Annotated in this window: 19 protein-coding genes; 3 read left to right on the forward strand and 16 right to left on the reverse strand. The window is 40.5% G+C overall.

The window, feature by feature from the left end; translation table 11 throughout:
* Positions 1–60: 60 nt before the first annotated feature.
* From CTER_RS22735 to ruvC, 8 genes are all read right to left on the reverse strand, one after another.
* Entirely contained in the window at positions 61–654 is a 594-nt protein-coding gene (locus tag CTER_RS22735) for an XTP/dITP diphosphatase (protein WP_004629835.1), read from the reverse strand.
* Between the two features lie 85 nt (positions 655–739).
* A complete protein-coding gene (gene rph, locus CTER_RS22740) occupies positions 740–1,462 on the reverse strand; it encodes a ribonuclease PH (RefSeq protein ID WP_004629690.1) in 723 nt (240 codons plus the stop codon).
* 121 nt (positions 1,463–1,583) lie between these two features.
* Positions 1,584–2,762: a GerMN domain-containing protein gene (locus CTER_RS22745; protein ID WP_004629862.1), complete on the reverse strand. Its 1,179-nt coding sequence runs from the start codon at positions 2,760–2,762 to the stop codon at positions 1,584–1,586.
* A 141-nt stretch (positions 2,763–2,903) separates the two neighbouring features.
* Complete coding sequence (locus CTER_RS22750; protein ID WP_004629729.1) at positions 2,904–4,721, reverse strand: N-acetylmuramoyl-L-alanine amidase; 1,818 nt, start codon at positions 4,719–4,721, stop codon at positions 2,904–2,906.
* A 141-nt stretch (positions 4,722–4,862) separates the two neighbouring features.
* The gene (locus CTER_RS22755) at positions 4,863–5,375 is read right to left on the reverse strand and encodes an epoxyqueuosine reductase QueH (RefSeq protein WP_040761965.1); all 513 of its coding nucleotides are present in this window, start codon (positions 5,373–5,375) and stop codon (positions 4,863–4,865) included.
* Positions 5,376–5,488: 113 nt separating this feature from the next.
* Positions 5,489–6,487, reverse strand: coding sequence for a Holliday junction branch migration DNA helicase RuvB (gene ruvB, locus CTER_RS22760; RefSeq protein WP_004629886.1), 999 nt, complete (start codon positions 6,485–6,487; stop codon positions 5,489–5,491).
* A gap of 69 nt (positions 6,488–6,556) precedes the next feature.
* Entirely contained in the window at positions 6,557–7,162 is a 606-nt protein-coding gene (ruvA, locus tag CTER_RS22765; RefSeq protein WP_004629746.1) for a Holliday junction branch migration protein RuvA, read from the reverse strand.
* 26 nt (positions 7,163–7,188) lie between these two features.
* On the reverse strand, positions 7,189–7,689 hold the full coding sequence (ruvC, locus tag CTER_RS22770; RefSeq protein WP_004629657.1) for a crossover junction endodeoxyribonuclease RuvC: 501 nt from the start codon (positions 7,687–7,689) through the stop codon (positions 7,189–7,191).
* Positions 7,690–7,942: 253 nt separating this feature from the next.
* Between ruvC and CTER_RS22775 the strand changes: the two genes are divergently transcribed.
* Both CTER_RS22775 and argH read left to right on the forward strand, forming a co-directional pair.
* Positions 7,943–9,163: an argininosuccinate synthase gene (locus CTER_RS22775; protein ID WP_004630079.1), complete on the forward strand. Its 1,221-nt coding sequence runs from the start codon at positions 7,943–7,945 to the stop codon at positions 9,161–9,163.
* Positions 9,164–9,279: 116 nt separating this feature from the next.
* The gene (gene argH, locus CTER_RS22780; protein ID WP_004630046.1) at positions 9,280–10,659 is read left to right on the forward strand and encodes an argininosuccinate lyase; all 1,380 of its coding nucleotides are present in this window, start codon (positions 9,280–9,282) and stop codon (positions 10,657–10,659) included.
* 48 nt (positions 10,660–10,707) lie between these two features.
* Here the strand turns inward: argH and CTER_RS22785 are convergent, their stop codons facing one another.
* From CTER_RS22785 to CTER_RS22820, 8 genes are all read right to left on the reverse strand, one after another.
* Positions 10,708–10,887, reverse strand: coding sequence for a hypothetical protein (locus CTER_RS22785; protein ID WP_004629710.1), 180 nt, complete (start codon positions 10,885–10,887; stop codon positions 10,708–10,710).
* A gap of 22 nt (positions 10,888–10,909) precedes the next feature.
* Positions 10,910–11,221 carry a hypothetical protein gene (locus CTER_RS22790; RefSeq protein ID WP_004630220.1) on the reverse strand — a complete coding sequence of 104 codons (312 nt, stop codon included), beginning with the start codon at positions 11,219–11,221 and terminating at the stop codon, positions 10,910–10,912.
* Positions 11,222–11,495: 274 nt separating this feature from the next.
* Positions 11,496–12,653, reverse strand: a complete 1,158-nt coding sequence (locus tag CTER_RS22795) for a polysaccharide deacetylase family protein (RefSeq protein WP_004630035.1) — start codon at positions 12,651–12,653, stop codon at positions 11,496–11,498.
* 152 nt (positions 12,654–12,805) lie between these two features.
* Positions 12,806–13,093: a Dabb family protein gene (locus CTER_RS22800; protein WP_004629642.1), complete on the reverse strand. Its 288-nt coding sequence runs from the start codon at positions 13,091–13,093 to the stop codon at positions 12,806–12,808.
* Between the two features lie 458 nt (positions 13,094–13,551).
* On the reverse strand, positions 13,552–15,690 hold the full coding sequence (locus CTER_RS22805; protein WP_004630058.1) for a YcdB/YcdC domain-containing protein: 2,139 nt from the start codon (positions 15,688–15,690) through the stop codon (positions 13,552–13,554).
* Positions 15,691–15,865: 175 nt separating this feature from the next.
* Entirely contained in the window at positions 15,866–17,257 is a 1,392-nt protein-coding gene (locus CTER_RS22810) for a LysM peptidoglycan-binding domain-containing protein (protein ID WP_040761912.1), read from the reverse strand.
* A gap of 253 nt (positions 17,258–17,510) precedes the next feature.
* Positions 17,511–17,891: a hypothetical protein gene (locus CTER_RS22815; RefSeq protein WP_004629917.1), complete on the reverse strand. Its 381-nt coding sequence runs from the start codon at positions 17,889–17,891 to the stop codon at positions 17,511–17,513.
* Between the two features lie 38 nt (positions 17,892–17,929).
* A complete protein-coding gene (locus CTER_RS22820; protein ID WP_004630175.1) occupies positions 17,930–18,226 on the reverse strand; it encodes a YtxH domain-containing protein in 297 nt (98 codons plus the stop codon).
* Between the two features lie 276 nt (positions 18,227–18,502).
* Here CTER_RS22820 and glgA point away from each other — a divergent pair, with 276 nt between their 5' ends.
* The gene (gene glgA / locus CTER_RS22825) at positions 18,503–19,945 is read left to right on the forward strand and encodes a glycogen synthase GlgA (protein WP_004629607.1); all 1,443 of its coding nucleotides are present in this window, start codon (positions 18,503–18,505) and stop codon (positions 19,943–19,945) included.
* Positions 19,946–19,948: the final 3 nt, after the last annotated feature.

Consider the following 19,948-nt stretch of genomic DNA (forward strand, 5'->3'; position numbering starts at 1 on the left):
AATATAAATATATAAATAACCAAATATAATTTAACTTCATATAATTTAACTTCGAATATGCTACAAATAATCCTTGATCTTATCTGCCATCTTTTCCAGAGCCTTGGCGCGGTGGCTTATTTTATTCTTAATATCCATACTTAGCTCAGCCATCGTTTTATCATATTCCCGGACATAAAAAAGCGGATCATATCCAAAACCATTGTCACCCTTGCACTTGAAATCTACAAACCCCTCACAGTTATCTCTTACCACAAAAGACCTTCCATCAGGAAAGGCCACAGCTATTGCACATACAAACCTGGCGGTCCTTTTCTCAAATGGTACCTCCTTGAGCATATGCAACAGCTTTTCATTCCTGTCCCCATCGGTAGCTTCCGGACCGCCAAACCTTGCGGAATAAATTCCCGGGGCACCGTCCAGATAATCAACCTCGATCCCTGAGTCGTCAGCTATTACAATTGTTTTACATATGCTGCATATTTCCACAGCCTTCTTAAGAGAATTCTCTTCAAAGGTCTTTCCATCTTCTACTATGTCTACAGTTATACCGATATCACCCATGGATAATACTTCAAAAGGCATTGTCTGCAATACTTTTTTGATCTCTGCAATTTTACCTTTATTTTTTGTTGCTACAACCAATTTCTCCATCATTTACTCCCCTGAAGTATCCGACTACTCATTTCTTTTTTCTATATCTCTTTCATTCTTCTATACCAACAGCAGCCATGGACATTCAATTCTGCCCAAGTACTTCCTTCTGAATCTGTATCAACTGCTCTATTCCTTTTTGTGCAATTATGAGCAGAATATCCAGCTGTTTTTTGCTGAAACTGTTTTTTTCTCCTGTTGCCTGAATTTCAATAAATTCACCTTTGTCTGACATGATGACATTCATATCAACCTCTGCCGCACTATCTTCCACATAGCACAAATCAAGCAATTCCTGTTCATTTACCACGCCTACGCTGGTAGCAGCTACATAGCCGGTTACGGGCATTTTTGAAATCAAACCGTTTTCCTTCAGCTTCCGGCACGCATCCACCAAGGCCACATATCCTCCTGTAATGGAAGCAGTTCTGGTACCTCCGTCGGCTTGAATGACATCACAGTCTATGGTTATGGTCCTTTCACCTAAAAGTTTCAAATCTACTATGGTTCTTAATGAACGGCCAATCAGTCTTTGAATCTCCTGAGCTCTTCCATTAAGCTTCAGCTTTGAAATATCCCTGGGGTTCCGTACGCCGGTTGCTCTTGGAAGCATTGAATATTCGGCGGTAACCCATCCTTCTCCCGAATCCTTTTTAAAAGGAGGTGTCCTCTCTTCAACGGATGCGGTACATATAACTTTTGTATCTCCTACTTCAATAAGTACCGAACCTTCTGCATGTTTTATATAATTTCTTGTAATTTTTACCGGTCTTAGCTCTGAATGTATTCTTCCGTCCTGCCTCAACATAATTCCTCCATTAAAATGCTGTATAAATAATATCTTAAAATTCTTCAAAAATCATCGGCCTATTTAGATAAATAAACAGTAAAAAAGTTATCTGTTTTGTATATTGTAACTAAAACATGTATCAATTATCCATCACAGCGTTAAAGGTGGTCGGAAGAGTTTTTGCAAATGCTATCTCCGATCCTTCGGGCAGGGTGGTTTCTTTTCCGTCGACAAGTATCTTGGCCTTTGCGATGCCCCTGAGCTGATTCAGGGTATAGTAAATCTGATTTAACAGCCCGTTCTCTTTTTCATTTCCTCCATAATTGGTAAGCTGAGAGGAGAAATCAAGAACAGCTAAATTATCCTGCATATTGCATGAAAGCAGCTTTGTCCCTTCCGGTAAAGTCGTATAGTATTTTTCTCCATCGGTTTTTTTTGTGAGTTCGGTAAATATTACAGCCGGCAACTGACTGTCATCCGTTTTTTGGACCAGTGTTGAAACAGGCACCATATAATTGTACTTCTCATTGCCCGTTGTCATATAATACAGGTCACACTTGACATAGCCGGCTTGTACCTCTGTTTCCCCGGAATTTATAAAAGTGTTGTCCCTGTTTTTAATTCCCGATATATCGGTACCGTTGTTCAGTGTATTTATTGTTCTGCCGTCAACCCTTATGCTCACATCGGAAATTGTCTTAAAGCAGGTAAGAGTATACACCACCGAAGTAATACCAAGCTTTTCATCCTCTTTGGTCGCAAATTCCATAAATTCCTTTGAAAAATCTATAACTGCGCTTCCATTCTTTATAGTCATGCCCTTTATTTTTGTCCCCTGGGGAAGTACGGGATAAAGTCCGTAATAATCCAGCTGCTCCCTGGTTACCGGTTCATTGACCAATCCGCTGACGGCAGCCTTTGCAAGGCCTTCCTGTTTTAGAACATTTCTTGTGACAGGTATCAGCAGGCCGTCCTTATCCCGGTAGTACAAGGTCAACAGTATGTTGTTTTTATCGCTTGAATTGGATGAAACACCTTTACCTGTACCGTTATCAATCAAAACACCGCTGCCCAATAAATCCCCGGAATTTTCACTTGAGGCCGAACTGGATGCCGTAGGATTAGCTGCCGTCTCCTCATTACTGCTGTTTCCGGGAACGGAAGCTGCCGCTGCATTGGCCTGTGTATCCTGGTTACCGGCCGAATCGATTGCCACAGGTATAATTGGCTCGTCATCACCTTTATCCTTCTGCCCTATAAAAGAGCAGCCCGTTGTTATAAGCATAACGATTAAAACCATACTCAAAATTCTTTTCATAAAAAATAGTCCTCCTTATTTTAGAAAAATTTTCCATAAAATAATTATAGACTATATTATGATTTTTTATTATTTCCCGAAAACTCTTTATTGCTGCACCTTTCAGCCGTTCAAAAACGGTTTTGATTTATGTTGTCAATACTACTCTGCAGCTTGTTCGTCAGCAATATCTTGAGCTGCTTCTGCATCGGGATCGGGCTCATTATTGCTTTCATTTTCCAATTTATCTTCGGTTTTTTTTTCACTTGCTATTATATCCAGAGCTTTGAGTATACTATCGTTTAGTGCCTCAGCCGCTTTTTGCTGAAACTCTGGGTTTGTGAGATTTTTCACTTCGGCAGCATTGGTTAAAAAACCTATTTCGGCCAGTATAGCCGGCATTTTGGTATACTTCAGCACGACAAGTCCGGGCCTCTGCACAGTCTTTCTGTTTACAGACTTGAGCTTTTCAATCAAAGCATCCTGTACCATCTTTGCAAATTTTTCACCTGTAAAAGCCGGATCACCTTTTGCTTCAGGATAGTACAAAGTTTCGGTACCGCTGGTCTTTGCACTGTCTATGGCATTGTTATGTATGCTTACAAATAAAGTTGCATTCAAGGCATTTGCTATGTAAGGCCTGTCGTATAATCCCACAAAAGTGTCATCCTGCCTTAACATAAATGTTTTGACATTGTTTTTCTTTAAAAGTGCTTCCAGTTTCAGAGCAATTGCCAGATTAAGGTCCTTCTCCAATATCTTCCCGTTATTGGCCCCCGGGTCCTCGCCACCGTGTCCGGCATCAATTACTACCAGGGCTTCCCCCTCTTTTGCAGGAGTCAACAAATTAATTTCACTTTGCATGCGCTTGTCATTGTAGGACGTGAGGTAAACAAACTCCTGTTTGGCATTAATGGTTATCTTTGTGTCCTGGGTTTCCTTATCCCTGTATATTTCAACGGTACTTACCAGCGAGTCATCAATATTGTAGACTTCATCCTTTAAACTCAGGGAGGAGGCAGCATCGATTGTAATGGTGTATTTAAAGTTCTCAGCATCATATTCGTGCTTGTACCTCTCTGCAATATAACTCCTGTTGTTTTCCTCTTTAATATCTGCCAGCCTTATATTCTTCAATGAAAAATATACCCTGTCATAACTGTTCTCGTAGGAAAGATTTGTATTAATCGGTTTTTCTATTGTTATTTTGCAGCCATCCTGTAAATCTGCCAGCGAGAAATTAGCCATTTCATTAAGGTTTATTATTACCCTGGTTGAATTATCTGAGATAGCCTCAACGCTTATGCCGCTGATGTGAGCTGAAGCAGTCTCTATTGTTTTCTGATCTGATTTTATATTGTTAAATTCAACAGCTATACGGTCTGGATTTGTGAGACGGTAATATTTATACCCCTTATGATTGTCCATTCTTAATGTAACAATGGTCTTCTCCCCCGAATCGGCACTGCTTATTTCCTTTACAGAACCGGTGTAATTGGTTGAAATCTTTATTACATTGGCTTTGGTATCTGTTGAAGCTATAAGACCTTTGACATTTTTCAGAAAATCAACAGGAACGATAAGCCTGTCGTTTATCTTCTTTGCAGGCGAAGTCATTTTTATGATCTTACCGTTGATTTTTGCATTTGAACTGTTATTCTCGAACTGATATTTTTCACCTTTATATGTAATATCCATTATTTGAGTTTTACTGTTCCAGATTACAGTTCCTCCCAGGCTTTCGAATACAGGCCTTAATGGAAACATTGTTACCTTGTTGAAAACTATTCCAGGAAAATCAGTTTTTATTTCCTTGTCATTGATGGTTATCTTGTATGAGACTCCTGAATACTTGACTGACTTGTTGTCATAGTTCAGTGTTAATTGCTGTGCCGCAAAAACCACATTTTGCGATATGAGTATTATGCAGAATAAAATAATACCCGTAATAAATTTCTTCATTCCCACTCTTTTTATCATTTGTCACCCCGTCAAACTTTTCTGTCAAATTTTATTTAAAATTCTGTTGCTACATCAATTATACTATTAGTTGACAGAGTGATATACATATTTCTGGAGTTTTAAAAGAATTGTAATTAAATTGTAAAAAAACTGCCAGTCTTAGCCATTTAACGACAATATGCATCCGCAATATTTTTGCCTGTACAGCCCCATTTCTTTTGCCATTTGCTGCCCCTGCCTGAAACCCGGTCTGAAATCGCGGTATGCAAAAGCAACTCGGTATTTTTCGGCATAAAACTCTCCAAGCTCTTTTATCAGCTCATGCTTTTGATAGGGACTGACAAGAAGAGTTGTTGTATAGGCCTCAAAACCATTTTCCGAGGCATACCGGGCAGCCTCTTCCATTCTCAGGCTGTAGCACCCGGTGCATCTGGCCGCACCTTTGTCCTCAAGGTTTTCCCATTCAGACTGTCTGAAGTCATCATTATATACAACAGGAATATTGGTAATGGAGCTCATTTTTTCAACGTTTTCTTTTCTTCTCTTATGTTCCTCAATGGGATGTATATTGGGATTGTAAAAAAGGCCCTGAATTTCAAAACCCTCTTTTAACAGTTCCTGTACAGGATAGGTTGAACAAGGTCCGCAGCATATGTGTAAAAGTAATTTCATATCCTTCTCCATAAAATATTTCTCCTCTTTATTTCAAATAACGACAGCGCTGTTGTCTCAGGGGAATTTAACCGCCGGCAATATATAAATTATGCATTTAATTGTCACAGCTGCTAATCCTCAAATTCCAGTCCGAAATGACCGTAAGCATTCTTTGTAGCCATTCTTCCCCTTGGAGTCTTGTTTATAAAACCCAGCTGTATTAAATAAGGCTCGTAGACATCCTCAATAGTACCGGGGTCTTCACCGATGGAAGCTGCCAATGTATCCAGCCCTACGGGCCCGCCGCTGAATTTGTTTATAATGCTCAGCAGCATGTTCCTGTCCACCCCGTCAAGTCCTATCTCATCCACCTCAAGGGCATCCAGAGCATGTTTTGCCACCTTCAGATCTATAACGCCTCCGCCCATGACCTGTGCAAAGTCACGAACCCTTTTCAGAAGCCTGTTTGCAATTCTCGGCGTGCCGCGGGATCTTCTGGCAATTTCATAAGCGCCGTCCTCCTTCAGCTCTATGTTCAGAATTCCGGCCGACCGCTTTACTATCTGCTTTAATTCGTCAGCCGTATACATTTCAAGTTTATTGATTACACCAAACCTGTCGCGCAGGGGAGCAGTCAGCAGCCCTGCCCTGGTGGTTGCACCGATGAGAGTGAACCTGGGAAGATCAAGTCTAATGGAACGGGCACTTGGTCCTTTTCCTATGATTATATCCAAAGCGTAGTCCTCCATTGCAGGATACAATATCTCTTCCACACTCCTGTTCAGACGGTGGATTTCATCAATAAACAGAACATCATGGGTGCCGAGATTCGTCAGTATGGCTGCAAGGTCACCTGCTTTTTCAATGGCCGGACCCGAAGTAATTCTGAGATTGACCCCCATCTCGGCCGAGATAATGCCGGCGAGGGTGGTTTTCCCCAAACCAGGCGGGCCATACAGCAAAACGTGGTCCAGTGCTTCCTTTCTTTGTTTTGCTGCTTCAATAAACACGTTCAGATTATTTTTGGCCTTGGACTGGCCTATATATTCATCCAGTTTTTTGGGGCGTAAACTGACTTCATCAAAATCATCAACCCGCGATTCCCTGTCAATTAATCTTTCCTCGGACATATTAACCTCCATGAGCCACATTTGCGGCCATAAATTGTAATGAAATAGCACTCTCTTTTTACCTTCAGACTATTTGGACAATGACTTTAAAGCCTTCATTATCAATTCCTCTACGCCCATTCCTTCCTGATATGCCTTGCTGACGGCCCCCGAAGCCTCAAAGGAGCTGTAGCCCAAAACCATAAGGCCACTGACTGCTTCGGCTGCCGGCGTCGGACTGCCGTTCTCAAAAGCTGGAATGTCCTCGGACATGCTGCCCGCAGTGAGCTGCTCCTTGGATATCTTGTCCTTCAGCTCAAGAATAATACGCTGAGCCATTTTAGGACCAATGCCGGGGGCTTTGGACAGAGTTTTGGTATCCTGCGAAACAACCGCCAGTGCAAACCTTGATGGCGAAAGCGTTGAAATCATGGATATTGCTGCCTTAGGGCCAACTCCAGAAACAGATATGAGCATGTCGAACAACCCCAGTTCCTCCATTGTATGAAAGCCATACAGGGCGGCAATATCCTCCCTGACATAATAATGTGTGTATATTTTAACCTGGGAGCCAAACTGTCCGACACCATTTATTGTCGAAAGAGCTGTAAAAATCCTGTAGCCGATGCCGCCCGCTTCCACTATGATGCTGTCATTGCTTTTTGCTTCAAGAGTTCCTTTTATGTATGCAAACATTTTAACCTCCGCTATGTACGTTTCTTTTAGTAGGCCTTGTTCCCAAGTATCGCACCCATTCTGTGCGAGTTGCCGTGGCATATGGCCACTGCCAGCGCATCAGCCACATCGTCGGGTTTTGGAATAGCCGGCAAATTCAATATGGCCTTTACCATCTGCTGTATCTGAGCCTTTTCCGCCCTTCCGTAGCCAACCACCGACTGCTTGACCTGCAGCGGAGTATATTCAAATATATCCACTCCTGACTTTGCGGCTGCCAGTACTGCCACACCCCTGCCATGTCCCACTGTAAGTGCTGTCTTTATGTTTTTATTAAAAAATAATTCTTCTATCGAAATTGCATCCGGACTGTACTTTTCAATCAGTTCCTCAAGCCTGTTGTTAAGCACCAGAAGTCTCTGGGACAGCTTCATTGAGGCCTCGGTAGTAACAGCACCGTAATCCAAAACCGAAAATTTGTTCCCTTCATATTTTACAACACCAAAGCCTGTAATTGCAAACCCGGGGTCAATGCCCATAATAATCATGTTACCCTCCACGTTCTCAATATCAAATTTTATTATGTATAATTATATAACATATTGCATATTTATGCATAATGTTATATAATACATCTATCGAGCTGCTACCCTCGGCGGAGAAATACTATCTCAGCAGGGGGCATTCATAATATATTTTAGCATAATTTTCAAAGCTTGTTTTTTTTATTTCCATATTAGAGTTTTGTACGCTTTTTATTTTATTTTGTATTGCTGCATGGCAGCGGAAAGGATGGGGTTAATGAGTACTCAAAAGGAAAAAGTTTTACTGGCATACTCCGGTGGACTTGATACTTCAATAATAATTCCGTGGCTGAAAGAAAACTATGGATATGAAGTTATAGCAATGGCAGGAGATGTGGGACAGGGAGAAGAGCTGGAGCCGTTACATGAAAAAGCTATAAAAACCGGAGCCTCCAAGCTTTACATAGAGAATTTACAGGAAGAATTCATAACTGACTTTATTTACCCGACATTAAAGGCAAACGCCGTTTATGAGGGAAAATATCTGCTGGGTACTTCCTTTGCAAGGCCCATCATTGCAAAAAGGATGGTTGAAATAGCCTTAAAGGAAGGCTGTACCGCCATCTGTCACGGTGCTACCGGCAAGGGCAACGACCAGGTGCGATTTGAACTGACTGTCAAGGCCCTGGCTCCTCACCTTAAAATAATAGCCCCCTGGAGAATCTGGGATATCAAATCAAGAGAAGATGCAATAGACTATGCCGAAGCAAGAAATATTCCCATTCCTGTTACCAAAAAGGATAACTACAGCATGGACAGGAACCTGTGGCACTTGAGCCATGAGGGCTCCGATCTTGAGGATCCCTGGAATGAACCGCAGTATGACAAGCTGCTCAAGCTTATGGTTTCTCCTGAAAAAGCTCCCGATGCTCCCACATATGTTGAAATTTACTTTGAAAAGGGGATTCCTAAAAAAGTTAACGGTGTGGAATACAGCCCCGTACAATTGATGGATGTTCTGAACAAGGTCGCCGGTGCCAACGGCGTAGGAATAATAGACATGGTGGAGAACAGGCTTGTTGGAATGAAATCCAGAGGAGTGTATGAAACTCCCGGCGGAACCGTTCTCTATGCTGCCCACAGGGAATTGGAACTGCTCTGTCTTGACAGGGATACCCTGCATTATAAGGATATAGTTGCTCAAAGATTTGCCGAGCTGGTTTACTTCGGACAGTGGTACACTCCTCTCCGCGAATCCCTGTCGGCTTTCGTAGACAAGACACAGGAAACTGTGACCGGTACTGTAAGAATGAAGCTCTATAAAGGAAACTGCATGCCTGCAGGTGCCAAATCGGAGTATTCCCTGTACAATGAAGCAATAGCTACTTTCAGCAAGGACGAAGTTTACAACCAGAAGGATGCCGAAGGCTTTATCAATTTGTTTGGCCTTCCTATCAAGGTCAGGGCTCAAATGCTGCAAAACAAGGAAAATAAATAATTGCCCGGCAATTAATAATACTTTCTCATTTAAGGGGACAATCCGGAGCGGACTGTCCCCTTATCAGATAATACATTGATCGATCATATATATTAATTATAAATTGAGGTGTTTTTATGAAACTTTGGGGCGGAAGATTTGAAAAAGGAACTGATAAACTGGTGGATGATTTCAATTCCTCCATAAGATTTGACTGCAGAATGTACAGGCAGGACATACTGGGAAGCATAGCCCATTCCAACATGCTCGGCAAATGCGGCATCATTTCCATGGAGGAAAGCACCCTTATACAAAATACCCTGAAGGATATTCTCGATGACATTGAAGCCGGAAAGATAGAATTCGAAGTGGATGCTGAAGATATTCATATGAATGTTGAGAAAATCCTCATCTCCAGAATCGGCGACACGGGAAAGAAGCTGCATACCGGAAGGAGCCGAAACGATCAGGTTGCACTTGATATCAGGATGTATTTAAGGGATGAGATCAAAGTCATAAGTGAAATGCTTCTTTCTCTTGAGAACACTATTTTAAATATATCGGAAGCAAATACAGCTACCATATTACCCGGCTATACACACTTGCAGAGAGCCCAGCCCATAACCTTCGCCCATCATACGATGGCATACTTTGAAATGTTCAAGCGCGATTTTATGCGTTTGGGCGACTGCTGCTCCAGGATGAACATACTCCCTTTGGGTTCAGGTGCATTGGCCGGCACCACATATCCGCTGGACAGATACATGGTAGCCGAGGAGCTGGGCTTTAACGACATAACCCGGAACAGTCTTGACGGGGTAAGCGACAGGGATTTTGTCATAGAGCTTGCCTCCTGCCTTTCCATCCTTATGATGCACGTAAGCAGACTCTCCGAGGAAATCATTCTGTGGTCCTCCCACGAATTTGGCTTTATCGAGCTTGACGACGCTTACAGTACCGGCAGCAGTATCATGCCGCAGAAAAAGAATCCCGATGTGGCAGAGCTGGCCCGTGGAAAGACCGGACGGGTTTATGGCAGCCTTATGACCTTACTTACGGTCATGAAGTCTCTTCCGCTGGCTTATAACAAGGATATGCAGGAAGATAAGGAAGCAATCTTTGACGCAGTTGATACGGTAAAAATGTGCCTCCCTGTTTTCTCCAACATGCTGGCTACCATGAAACTCCGCAAAGCAAACATGTATAAGGCCGCCCAGGGAGGTTTTACCAATGCCACAGACATTGCAGACTATCTGGTTAAAAAAGGTATACCCTTCAGAAGCGCCCATGAAATAATCGGCAAGATGGTGCTCTATTGTATTGAAAAAAACAAGGCTATTGATGAAATGAGCCTGGAGGAATTCAGGAGTTTTTCAGATAAAATTCAAGAGGATGTCTATACTGAGATAAGCCTTGAAAAGTGTGTCTCGGGCAGAAACCTGCCGGGGGGCCCGGCAGCCGAAACTGTTCTTATGGCTATTCAAAAGGCTAGAGATTATATAAACTCCTTCAAATAAAAAAAATCCCCTGGTCTTTTTCAGTGATCAGGGGATTTTTTTTAACTTTTATGCCAATCTTCTAGATCCGCTTATATAAATACTGAGAGATATGTTGTTTGGATTAATCTGCATATTTATACCTGATACAGCCACTCCTCTGTTACCCAGCTGAGACTGTATTTCACTTTTGATTCTTTCCAGCAAATCATTATTCTCTTCATTTTTTTTCTTTTGTTTAATCAGCATATACTGCCCTCCAAACCCAGTATTAATTTATTTTTGCCTTTTTCTCCAAAGCCTTCCCCAGACTGAACCATGAGTCTCTCAGCTTAAAACGCATTTCCTCATCAAGAGTCCTCTCAATTATGTCATTCAGGCTCTTCCTGGCATGGATATAATCTTTGATATCGAATTCTTCCTTGGCAATTATACTTTCTATCTCAGTAAGCCACTCTTTTAAATGTTCACTGCCCACGTATTCGGAAGTGATTTTTTTTCTTATATGGGCAACTACCTGTTTAATAGCCTTCCGTTTGACATCAGTATCGGTTTGCATCTTATTTATTTGTCTTTGACTCATATTCTGTTTCCCTCTCCCTTTAAAATTATTAATACAAACTGTACAAATGTTACACCCAGTAATTTACATTAATTATATAATATTCCCTTGCTTATTGTAAACATTCCTGCATGCAAATATACCTGCATTTTGGAAAGAAAACACAACTTATTTCAGAATATCTGCCGCTATGGAACAAAGGCGGCACGCGCAAAAAAACATACTTTCCCGGACAATAAAAAATACCCCGTGCCGGCAGTTTTTCTGCCTCCTCGGGGTACTTTGGAGCTAGCTCCTAATATGTGACTAATTGCTTTCCATTCAGCCTGGACATATCCACATTTTTTTGCTTGTCTTTAGGTACTGTGACGGTTTCAGGATTTCCATCGCTGACATATTGTGAACTTCCCTTGCCCAGAGTATCAAGCCACCAGGCCAGGTCGCATTCCACTTTCTTTTGACCGGTTGACCTGACCCTTGGCAGCGCCAACGGATCAAATTTCGGTGATACCGGTGACGGCGCCGGATTTGCACCAACCAGCACAACAGCTGAATGCTTGTAATCAACACCCTGATAATTCCCTTTTATCACATATTCCTTCAGATCTTTTGAGGCATTTCCGAAAGGCAGTGAAAATGAATTAAAAGAATATCCTGGTACGATTTCATTCATCAACACCTGATTTCCGCCCACCTCTTCAAGCATTTTCTGAACAGTTTTGACCTGAGGCAGCGACACGTGTGTTTTTGTATGATTTCCAATCTCAAAGCCCTTTTCAATCAGATAATTCATCCTGTCGGTCATATTACCCGAACCCTGGAAGGTCTTTACTCCCAGGTTAACGTAAAAGGTTCCCTGCAACCCGAAATCTGGGTGTTTTTTATAGAACTCCTCCATGATCCCTACGGCTGATCTTGGATTAACTGCCAGCTTTCCGTCTTTCTCAATCATATTGAACTGTCCGGAAGTACCGTCGTCAAAGGTAAACACAATGGGTATACAGCCGGCGGGCACATTTATGTTGTTATTGAGCATATCCGTAAGACTGATCAATCTATACTTCTTCTCATACAATTCCGGCAGCAATTTCTCAAATTCATCAAAAGTTGTCGTGTATTCATTATTCCCCTTGGGATAGGACTCTACAAAATTATGGAACATTACAACCATAATCTGTCCGCTTTCATTTGGCTTTACCTTGGTGTAATCAATAACATCTATTCCTTTTGTATCCGTCGCAGGTGCAGTCTGGGAATTGCCAGTTTCGGCAGCAGGACTGCTGTCGGAGGACTGCGTTTGTTCCGATTGCCCGGCCTGTTCCGGTGCCTGTGTTTGTGTACTGACAGAATTTTCAACAGTTGTTTTATTTGTGTACAAATTATTGTTTGAACATCCTGTAAAAACTGTCACCATAAAAGTTAATACAAATAATACAGAGCATACTTTTCTCATAATCCTAATCTCCAAAGTCTCATCTTTAGTCAATTTTACCAAAGTCAATTACGGTTTAAAGCCTTCGCCTTCCAGGCGGATTAAGCTTTCAGCCGATAGTAATTGACTTTTTTATTATTTTACCCAATGCCAATCAGCAGCAGCAGCTAAAATCAGCTTTCAAAATCCACGGAATAAATGATATCTTTTACAGTTTCAATGTACTCCCCAAATTTAACATGTGCAGGATGTACCTGATAGGCCTTCATATCCTCTAAAGAATCAAATTTTGAATAAAGTACAACATCAAAAGATCTTTCAGTCTGTAGAATATCTATACCGACCTCTATTGACCTGATCAATGGAATTTGTTCCTTCAGCGCAAGAAGATCATTTTTCACTTTTTCAAGTGTTCCCTTGCTTTTATCCTTCAGCTTGAAAAATACTACATGTGTAAGCATCAGTAATTACCTCCGAAAATATTTTGTCTATTTAATTTTAACCTTTCCGACAATAAATAGTCAAATATAAAAAACCAATAATCGGCATATATATAATTAGCTTGCCGAAAAAAGTTGAAAATGGATAAAATAAAATTGTACAAAAAAATAATTGTCAGGTTTTAATAATTTAGCAATTTATTATGATAAATTATTAAAATTTCTTATTGAAATATTTGTTATAATATCGTATAATTATACAATAACCGTGTTTATTAATACATTTAAATTAGCTTATATCTATTTTTTGATAAATCCCTATTATTTAAGGGACTGACCCCGGTCAGTCCCCTCTTTTTTTTAATGTTTCAGGAACGGCAGCTTACCCGCCGTTCCCCTGCTTTTTTTGTGCCTGCTCATTATCACTTACTCATTATTTTTACTTATTTCTTATTTATTGTTTAGCTATATTTCTTTGTTTATTTATTGCTTAAGTAACTGTATATTGAAAGCAGTCCTTCCAATCTGGTCATTTTATTCTGTGGATTAAAGTTACCGTTGTCACCGTTCATTGCTTTTAATCCCGATGCTATACATACATATCCAAGAAGGTCGGGGCTAATTTTGCCGGCATCCTTGAAATCAGATTTGTATATCCCCTTCAATTCAGCCACCTGGCCCAATTTAAGGAATTTTACAAAGAATTTAGCCGCTTCCTCCCTGGTTAAAGAGGAATTAGGAGCTTTTTCAGTCTTTGTAATGATCCCCGAATTTATAAGATTGGTATACATTCTGTCAACAGCCGTTTCCTTATCTGCATTTGAATCAATAAAATAAAGGTCATTGAGCTTGCATAATAAAATGAAATAATCTTTCTGAAGCAGCTGGTCATTTGCTTTCAGTTCATTTTCCTGATATCTGATTGACAGCTGAGTGAGTATCTTTACCTGGTTTTCAGCATATAGACCTTTTATGTCGGTATAATCCGAAACATTATTCTCATTGTATACAACTCCCGAATAATTGAGGATATCACCTGTTTCGGCATTGATAATGCATGGTTTGCTGCTGCTTATGAAATATCCCAGTACGGCTTTGTCAGAATCCTGCTTTACCGGTATTATATCTTTCAGGGAAGTATTGCTGTAATCACTGACATATTGAATACCGTACCCCAATTTTGCATTATCAAAGAGTATGTCATATGCCTTCTCAATTGCAATTGCCTTTTTAGGATCATCGAATTTCACATTCTTGGTCCAATTGGAGTTGACACTTGTAACATTTCCACTGAGATTGTCATAGGTTATTGTAAGGTAGTCGTCGGGACACTCCAGACCATCCTGAACCCTGACATATCTGAAGGTAAACTGCTGGTTCTGTGTTTCATCATAAGCATAATAGGTATCGTCATATTTTACTTGAGAATAATAACCCGGTATCAAGCTCTGTAAAATATCGTCACTGATTTTTTTTGCCTCATCCTTTGTCTTTTGAGGTTTGGTACCTGCAGGAGAATCGTAATATGTCCAGAAATTAATCATATCGCCGCTCCTGGCATCCAATGACACCGATACTTCCCTTATTTGGTTTGTCTCCTTGTTGACAACCTTGGTATAGCGCAAATACCAGATGAAGGAATCACTGTTTCTCCAATCCTTCCTGAGTTCGGCACTTGCCAGGGTGAAGCCGCTGTCAAGTTTGAACTGTGCTATGGCCCGTACTTTAGTATCAAGTTCCTCTTTTGTTTTAAGTCCTGACATGTCCTTGACGGCATCCGTTTCCTCCGGAGTCAGTACCACTGCCGCTCCCGCATTGGAAGAAGCCATTTTTTCCATCATATCACTGCTGTAGAGTATCCTGTTATTGCTTGTTGTTTTTTCCACTTCTCCGGTGATTGCGTCGATATACTTGTTGGAATCCTTCGGAATGTAAGCCAGATACGATACAATTTTATCCTTGTCGGATTTAAAATTGTATACAAGCTTTAATCCTAGCTTCTCTGTAAATGCCTTCTTTGCTTCCTCCAGGCTTATGACCTTATCCGCAGACTCAAACTTGGTATTTTTGGAGTAGGTGCAGTTAAAGTTGGAAACTATTCCGGTATAATTATTAACACTTATACTGATTGTATTTCCGGGATAGTCAATACCGTTAACCTGTCTCACATAGTTAAAATTATACTCTCTGTCCTGTGAATAATTGTTGTTATCTACAGCTTTGAATTCAGAAAGAAGAGAAGGATTCAGCTGCTTAATGAATTTTTCCGCTATCTCCCTGCCCTGGCTCTTTGAGTATTTTGGAATTTTCTTGTCATAATTCGAGGAGTACTGGTATGATGAATAGCCGGATATGAAATTGTTCTCATCAATAGTAACGTTGATATACTTTTGTTCAGCTTCATTGCTCCAACCCAGGTTCCATATTACCGTACCATCCTGATTATAAATATTATAACTAAATTTGTTGCAGTCAGCCGGAATTGTTATTTTTTCCTTTACGGCCTTAATGGCATTTTCAAGTCCCTTGTCGTTTGATGCGGAACTGCTCGCCATAGCCGGTATCACAAATGTAATCAATAATGTGACTACAAGCAGCATTGAAATTATTTTTTTCAATCTAATACCCCCTCGTTTTAATAAATGATAGTAAATCTTGCCAACATATCTAATAGACGTAGCCCGATTTTAAAATGTTCCAGTATTTACACCAAATATTTAAAAATAAAATAGCAGCCGTTTTAAAAGCTGCTATTTATAAAAATATTAAGTTGCTTCAACAATCAGACCCGGGCTATTTTATTTTTGGTATTTTAAGCTCCTGTCCCACATATAAGCTGTTGTCTTTCTTTATATTGTTAAACTCCATGATGATATTGTACTTGTTAAAATCTCCGTAAAACTGTTTGCTTATTCCACTGAAGGTATCTCCTGACTTTACAATATATGTATCATAATCAGCATTTGCGTTTTGTCCTGAATTACCCTGCTGGCTGCCCGAGGAGTTATTGCCCGAACCGTTGCCGGAGGAACTGTTGTCCCTGCCGCCCTGGGAATCAACTGATGCCGCGGAAGTTTCAACGGCATTAGAATTCTCGGCATCGTCCCCGCCGTTTTGGGTCAGATCGGCACTGTCCTCCTGGCTGTTGGTGGTCATACTTGCCTGAGAGGTGTTATTATCCTTATCCGAGCCAAAAATACCGCTGTTGGATAATATAAGATATCCCATGAACAATACACCGGATATTACCAAAACACAAACAAACCCTAATATGTAATTTACAATATTGCTTTCCTTGTGCTCTTCTTCCTCTTCGCCTTCGGTTTCATTCTCATAACCCACCGGATTTATCCGCCTGTTGCCATAACCAAATGCAAGGCTTCTGATTTCATCAACCTTGATGACCATAATGGTTATTCCATCCTCCAGCCCGCTCTTCAGTGCCTCCTGATACAGGACACTGGCCATCTTGGAGGGATCGAAACCGGCATCCACCACAGCCTCCAGCCTGCTTCTGGTTATGCCGTTCAGAAGACCGTCACTGCATAAAATGATAAAATCGTCCTCTTCCAGTTCAAAACTCGGTGACAATTTTATTTTTGTTTTGGATTCCTCTTCGGCCAGTTTTAGAATCTGCTCGGTATCATTGAACAAATCAGGCGTAGTAGGATTTATTCCCAGACTTCTTAATTTTTCGGTTTTACGGCCGTTATTTCTTGAGAAGATATCTTTTTGTACGCCCTGTCTGAATAAAAAAGCTCCGTTGTTGCCCAAATTCATAACTGCCGCTCTGTTATTATCAATGATTAGTGAAGAAAAACCTGTCAATCTGGTGGAATTCTGACTTGCAATTACCGATTTGCTATATATCAAATTGCTGGACAACTGTACCGCTTCATATATTCTTTCAGAAATAGTCTCAAGAGAAAACTGCTGAATTTTTGCACTTTCGTGATATTTTTTTATTTCCCTTATGGCTGATATTCCATTAAAATCCCCATCTTCAAGGCCCATGGAATCTGATATGGCAAAGACATAATTATTTGCCGCTTTTTCAAAGGATAATTGTATACTCTGCGTACTATGACAATTGGAAAAACTTCCATTAAAATAAAAGTCGTCTTGCTCTGAGTCATTGCCCATACAGCTTATTACTGTAGCACTCAATCGTACATTTCCATCCACAGGATTTCACCCCATATCGTATTTTAGTTTTTAACGAATGACATTTTTATTGCCATTCAATGTAAAAAATTTGTCTTTTGTTGGCAGGACCGTGTAACTAAATAATATCATACAAGCTTGATTATTACAACAATAGAATGGTTTCAATAATGTAATATAAAGCGCTGCCGACAAATTTCTCAGCTCATTTCCAATTTGCCCGCATAATAAAAAACGAAAAGGTAAGCCCTTTCGTTTTTTATTAAAAATAATATTATTTTTTTGAAGAAAACGCGTTAATAATGGATTTGACAACCGAGCTTGCCACATTGATAATACTCAGCACGTTCTCAGCATTAAACGAGAATGAATCTATGGTTTCGGTAACTGTATCTTCAACTGTAGAAACAACTGATGTTGCTTTATCAAAAGTATCTTTTGCACTAACTGCAAGTTCATCAATACTTTTTACAGTTGACGGCAGCGCTTCGAGAGTTTCTTCAATACTTTCGGATTTTTTGTCAAGTATCTTGTTGACCCTGTCTACTACCTTTAGGCAATTTCTCAGAAGAATTATTAAAAATACTCCAATAATTACAGCGATACAGAAAATAATAAACCATGCCACAACACTAAGGTCTACAGTAACAGACATACACAACTTCCTTTCGCATTTATGACTTATATTCCGGTTTATTCAACTTCTTCTGCTTCTTCTTCCTTATCTTCACCGCAAATAAAAGTCTTTTCTTTTTTAACCAGTTCTTCTATTTTTTCTTTTGCAACATTTAAGCCCTCTTTTACAGTTTCAAGAGTCTCTTTGGTTGTCTTCACAAGATCTTCTCTGGTTTCTTTTCCAGACTGGGGAGCCAGTAAAACTCCTGCAGCTACACCAACAGCAGTACCAATGCCTGCTCCAATAGCTACATTTTTAGCAGTTTGTTTTTTTGTAGATCTTTTCTTCTTCTTTAATAAGTCCTTTAAGTCCATTTATCTGACCTCCTTACAAAATAATTATATAAATACTCTGCTCATTCTATTAAATAATTACCACAGATTACCTATACAAAATCATTATACGACAGTTACCTGGAAATTGATATAATACATATGTGTTTTTTTAAGAAATTTTTTAAATTTCAAAATTTTGCCATAAAAATTCAAAACCACCAAGTCCCAATATAATAATAAGTATGGTTATTGTACCGAAATGTAAATTCTGCTAAACTAAAGCTATAATTTATCCATTGCTTAGGAGGTTTTATAATGAATAACTTGAATATTCTATTTGCATCTTCCGAGGTATTCCCTTTCGCTAAAACGGGAGGGCTTGGGGATGTTTCCGGCTCCCTTCCCAAAGCAATTTCAAAACTTGGTGCCGACATCCGGGTTGTTATGCCAAACTATAAAGGTATCCCGCAAGCATATAAAGATAAAATGGAGTTCATGGGTTATATATTTGCAGATCTCTCCTGGAGACATCAATACTGCGGCATTTTGAAGCTTGTGTACGAGGATGTCACCTACTACTTTCTGGACAATGAGTACTATTTCAGCAGGAATGAACTGTACGGTGATTTTGATGAAGCGGAGCAATTTACATTTTTCAGCAAGGCCATTATAGAAATGCTCCCTCTGATCGGCTTCAAGCCGGACATTATCCACTGCAACGACTGGCAGACCGGCATTGTCAGCCTTCTCCTGAAAGCAAACTACAAAGAGCCTCACTACAGCAAAATCAAAACAGTCTTTACCATTCACAACCTGAAATATCAGGGAATATTCCCGAAGAGTGTCCTGTCGGATTTAATGAATGTTGACTGGCAATATTTTACTCCAGACGGAATTGAATATCATGACTGCGTTAACTACATGAAGGCCGGTCTGGTTTATTCGGATTCCATCAGTACCGTAAGCCCCACTTACGCTCAGGAGATTAAAACCGATTTTTACAGTGAGGGTTTAAAGGACATATTGGTTAAACGCTCTAAAGACCTGTACGGCATTCTTAACGGAATAGATTATGACAAAAATGATCCCAAAACCGACAGGAGAATATATGCCCACTACTCTGCCGACAGTATTTCATTAAAATATGAAAATAAAAAGAAGCTTCAGGAGGAGCTGGGTTTACCTGTAAGACCCGAAGTACCTGTTATTGGTATAATCTCAAGGCTCACTGCACAAAAAGGCTTTGACCTTATAGAGCACGTGCTTGAAGAATTAATACAAATGGATATCCAGCTGGTGCTGCTTGGAAAAGGTGACGAACATTACAAACAGGTCTTTGAAGATGCGGCCTCCCGGCACAGGGACAAGGTTTCTGCCAGCATAACCTTCAGCGACACCCTCGCCCAGCGTATTTATGCGGGATCGGACATGTTTCTGATGCCGTCTCTGTTCGAGCCCTGCGGCCTGGGTCAGATATTCGGCTTCCGGTACGGCTCTGTCCCGATAGTCCGCGAAACAGGCGGACTTAACGATACTGTTTTTGCATACAACGAGGAAACCGGCGCCGGAAACGGTTTTACCTTCGCCGACTATAATGCACATGATATGTTAAATACCATCAGAAGAGCAGTCAGCTTTTATTATGACCGGAAGGATATCTGGAAGCTGATCGTCGAAAGAGGCATGAGGGCCGACTTCAGCTGGAATAAATCCGCAAGGGAATACATGAAGCTGTATCATGAGACCCTGCATAAATAGAAA

It is taken from the genome of Ruminiclostridium cellobioparum subsp. termitidis CT1112 (assembly GCF_000350485.1).
GTDB lineage: Bacteria > Bacillota > Clostridia > Acetivibrionales > DSM-1351 > Ruminiclostridium > Ruminiclostridium termitidis.

Coding starts and splice junctions, on each gene's coding strand:
- CTER_RS22820 (WP_004630175.1), bottom strand. CDS start 18,226: ATGGACTTAAAGGACTTATTAAAGAAGAAGAAAAGATCTACAAAAAAA.
- CTER_RS22745 (WP_004629862.1), bottom strand. CDS start 2,762: ATGAAAAGAATTTTGAGTATGGTTTTAATCGTTATGCTTATAACAACG.
- argH (WP_004630046.1), top strand. CDS start 9,280: ATGAAACTTTGGGGCGGAAGATTTGAAAAAGGAACTGATAAACTGGTG.
- rph (WP_004629690.1), bottom strand. CDS start 1,462: ATGTTGAGGCAGGACGGAAGAATACATTCAGAGCTAAGACCGGTAAAA.
- CTER_RS22815 (WP_004629917.1), bottom strand. CDS start 17,891: ATGTCTGTTACTGTAGACCTTAGTGTTGTGGCATGGTTTATTATTTTC.
- CTER_RS22755 (WP_040761965.1), bottom strand. CDS start 5,375: ATGAAATTACTTTTACACATATGCTGCGGACCTTGTTCAACCTATCCT.
- ruvA (WP_004629746.1), bottom strand. CDS start 7,162: ATGTTTGCATACATAAAAGGAACTCTTGAAGCAAAAAGCAATGACAGC.
- CTER_RS22795 (WP_004630035.1), bottom strand. CDS start 12,653: ATGAGAAAAGTATGCTCTGTATTATTTGTATTAACTTTTATGGTGACA.
- CTER_RS22800 (WP_004629642.1), bottom strand. CDS start 13,093: ATGCTTACACATGTAGTATTTTTCAAGCTGAAGGATAAAAGCAAGGGA.
- ruvB (WP_004629886.1), bottom strand. CDS start 6,487: ATGTCCGAGGAAAGATTAATTGACAGGGAATCGCGGGTTGATGATTTT.
- ruvC (WP_004629657.1), bottom strand. CDS start 7,689: ATGATTATTATGGGCATTGACCCCGGGTTTGCAATTACAGGCTTTGGT.
- CTER_RS22750 (WP_004629729.1), bottom strand. CDS start 4,721: ATGATAAAAAGAGTGGGAATGAAGAAATTTATTACGGGTATTATTTTA.
- CTER_RS22775 (WP_004630079.1), top strand. CDS start 7,943: ATGAGTACTCAAAAGGAAAAAGTTTTACTGGCATACTCCGGTGGACTT.
- CTER_RS22735 (WP_004629835.1), bottom strand. CDS start 654: ATGGAGAAATTGGTTGTAGCAACAAAAAATAAAGGTAAAATTGCAGAG.
- CTER_RS22785 (WP_004629710.1), bottom strand. CDS start 10,887: ATGCTGATTAAACAAAAGAAAAAAAATGAAGAGAATAATGATTTGCTG.
- CTER_RS22790 (WP_004630220.1), bottom strand. CDS start 11,221: ATGAGTCAAAGACAAATAAATAAGATGCAAACCGATACTGATGTCAAA.
- glgA (WP_004629607.1), top strand. CDS start 18,503: ATGAATAACTTGAATATTCTATTTGCATCTTCCGAGGTATTCCCTTTC.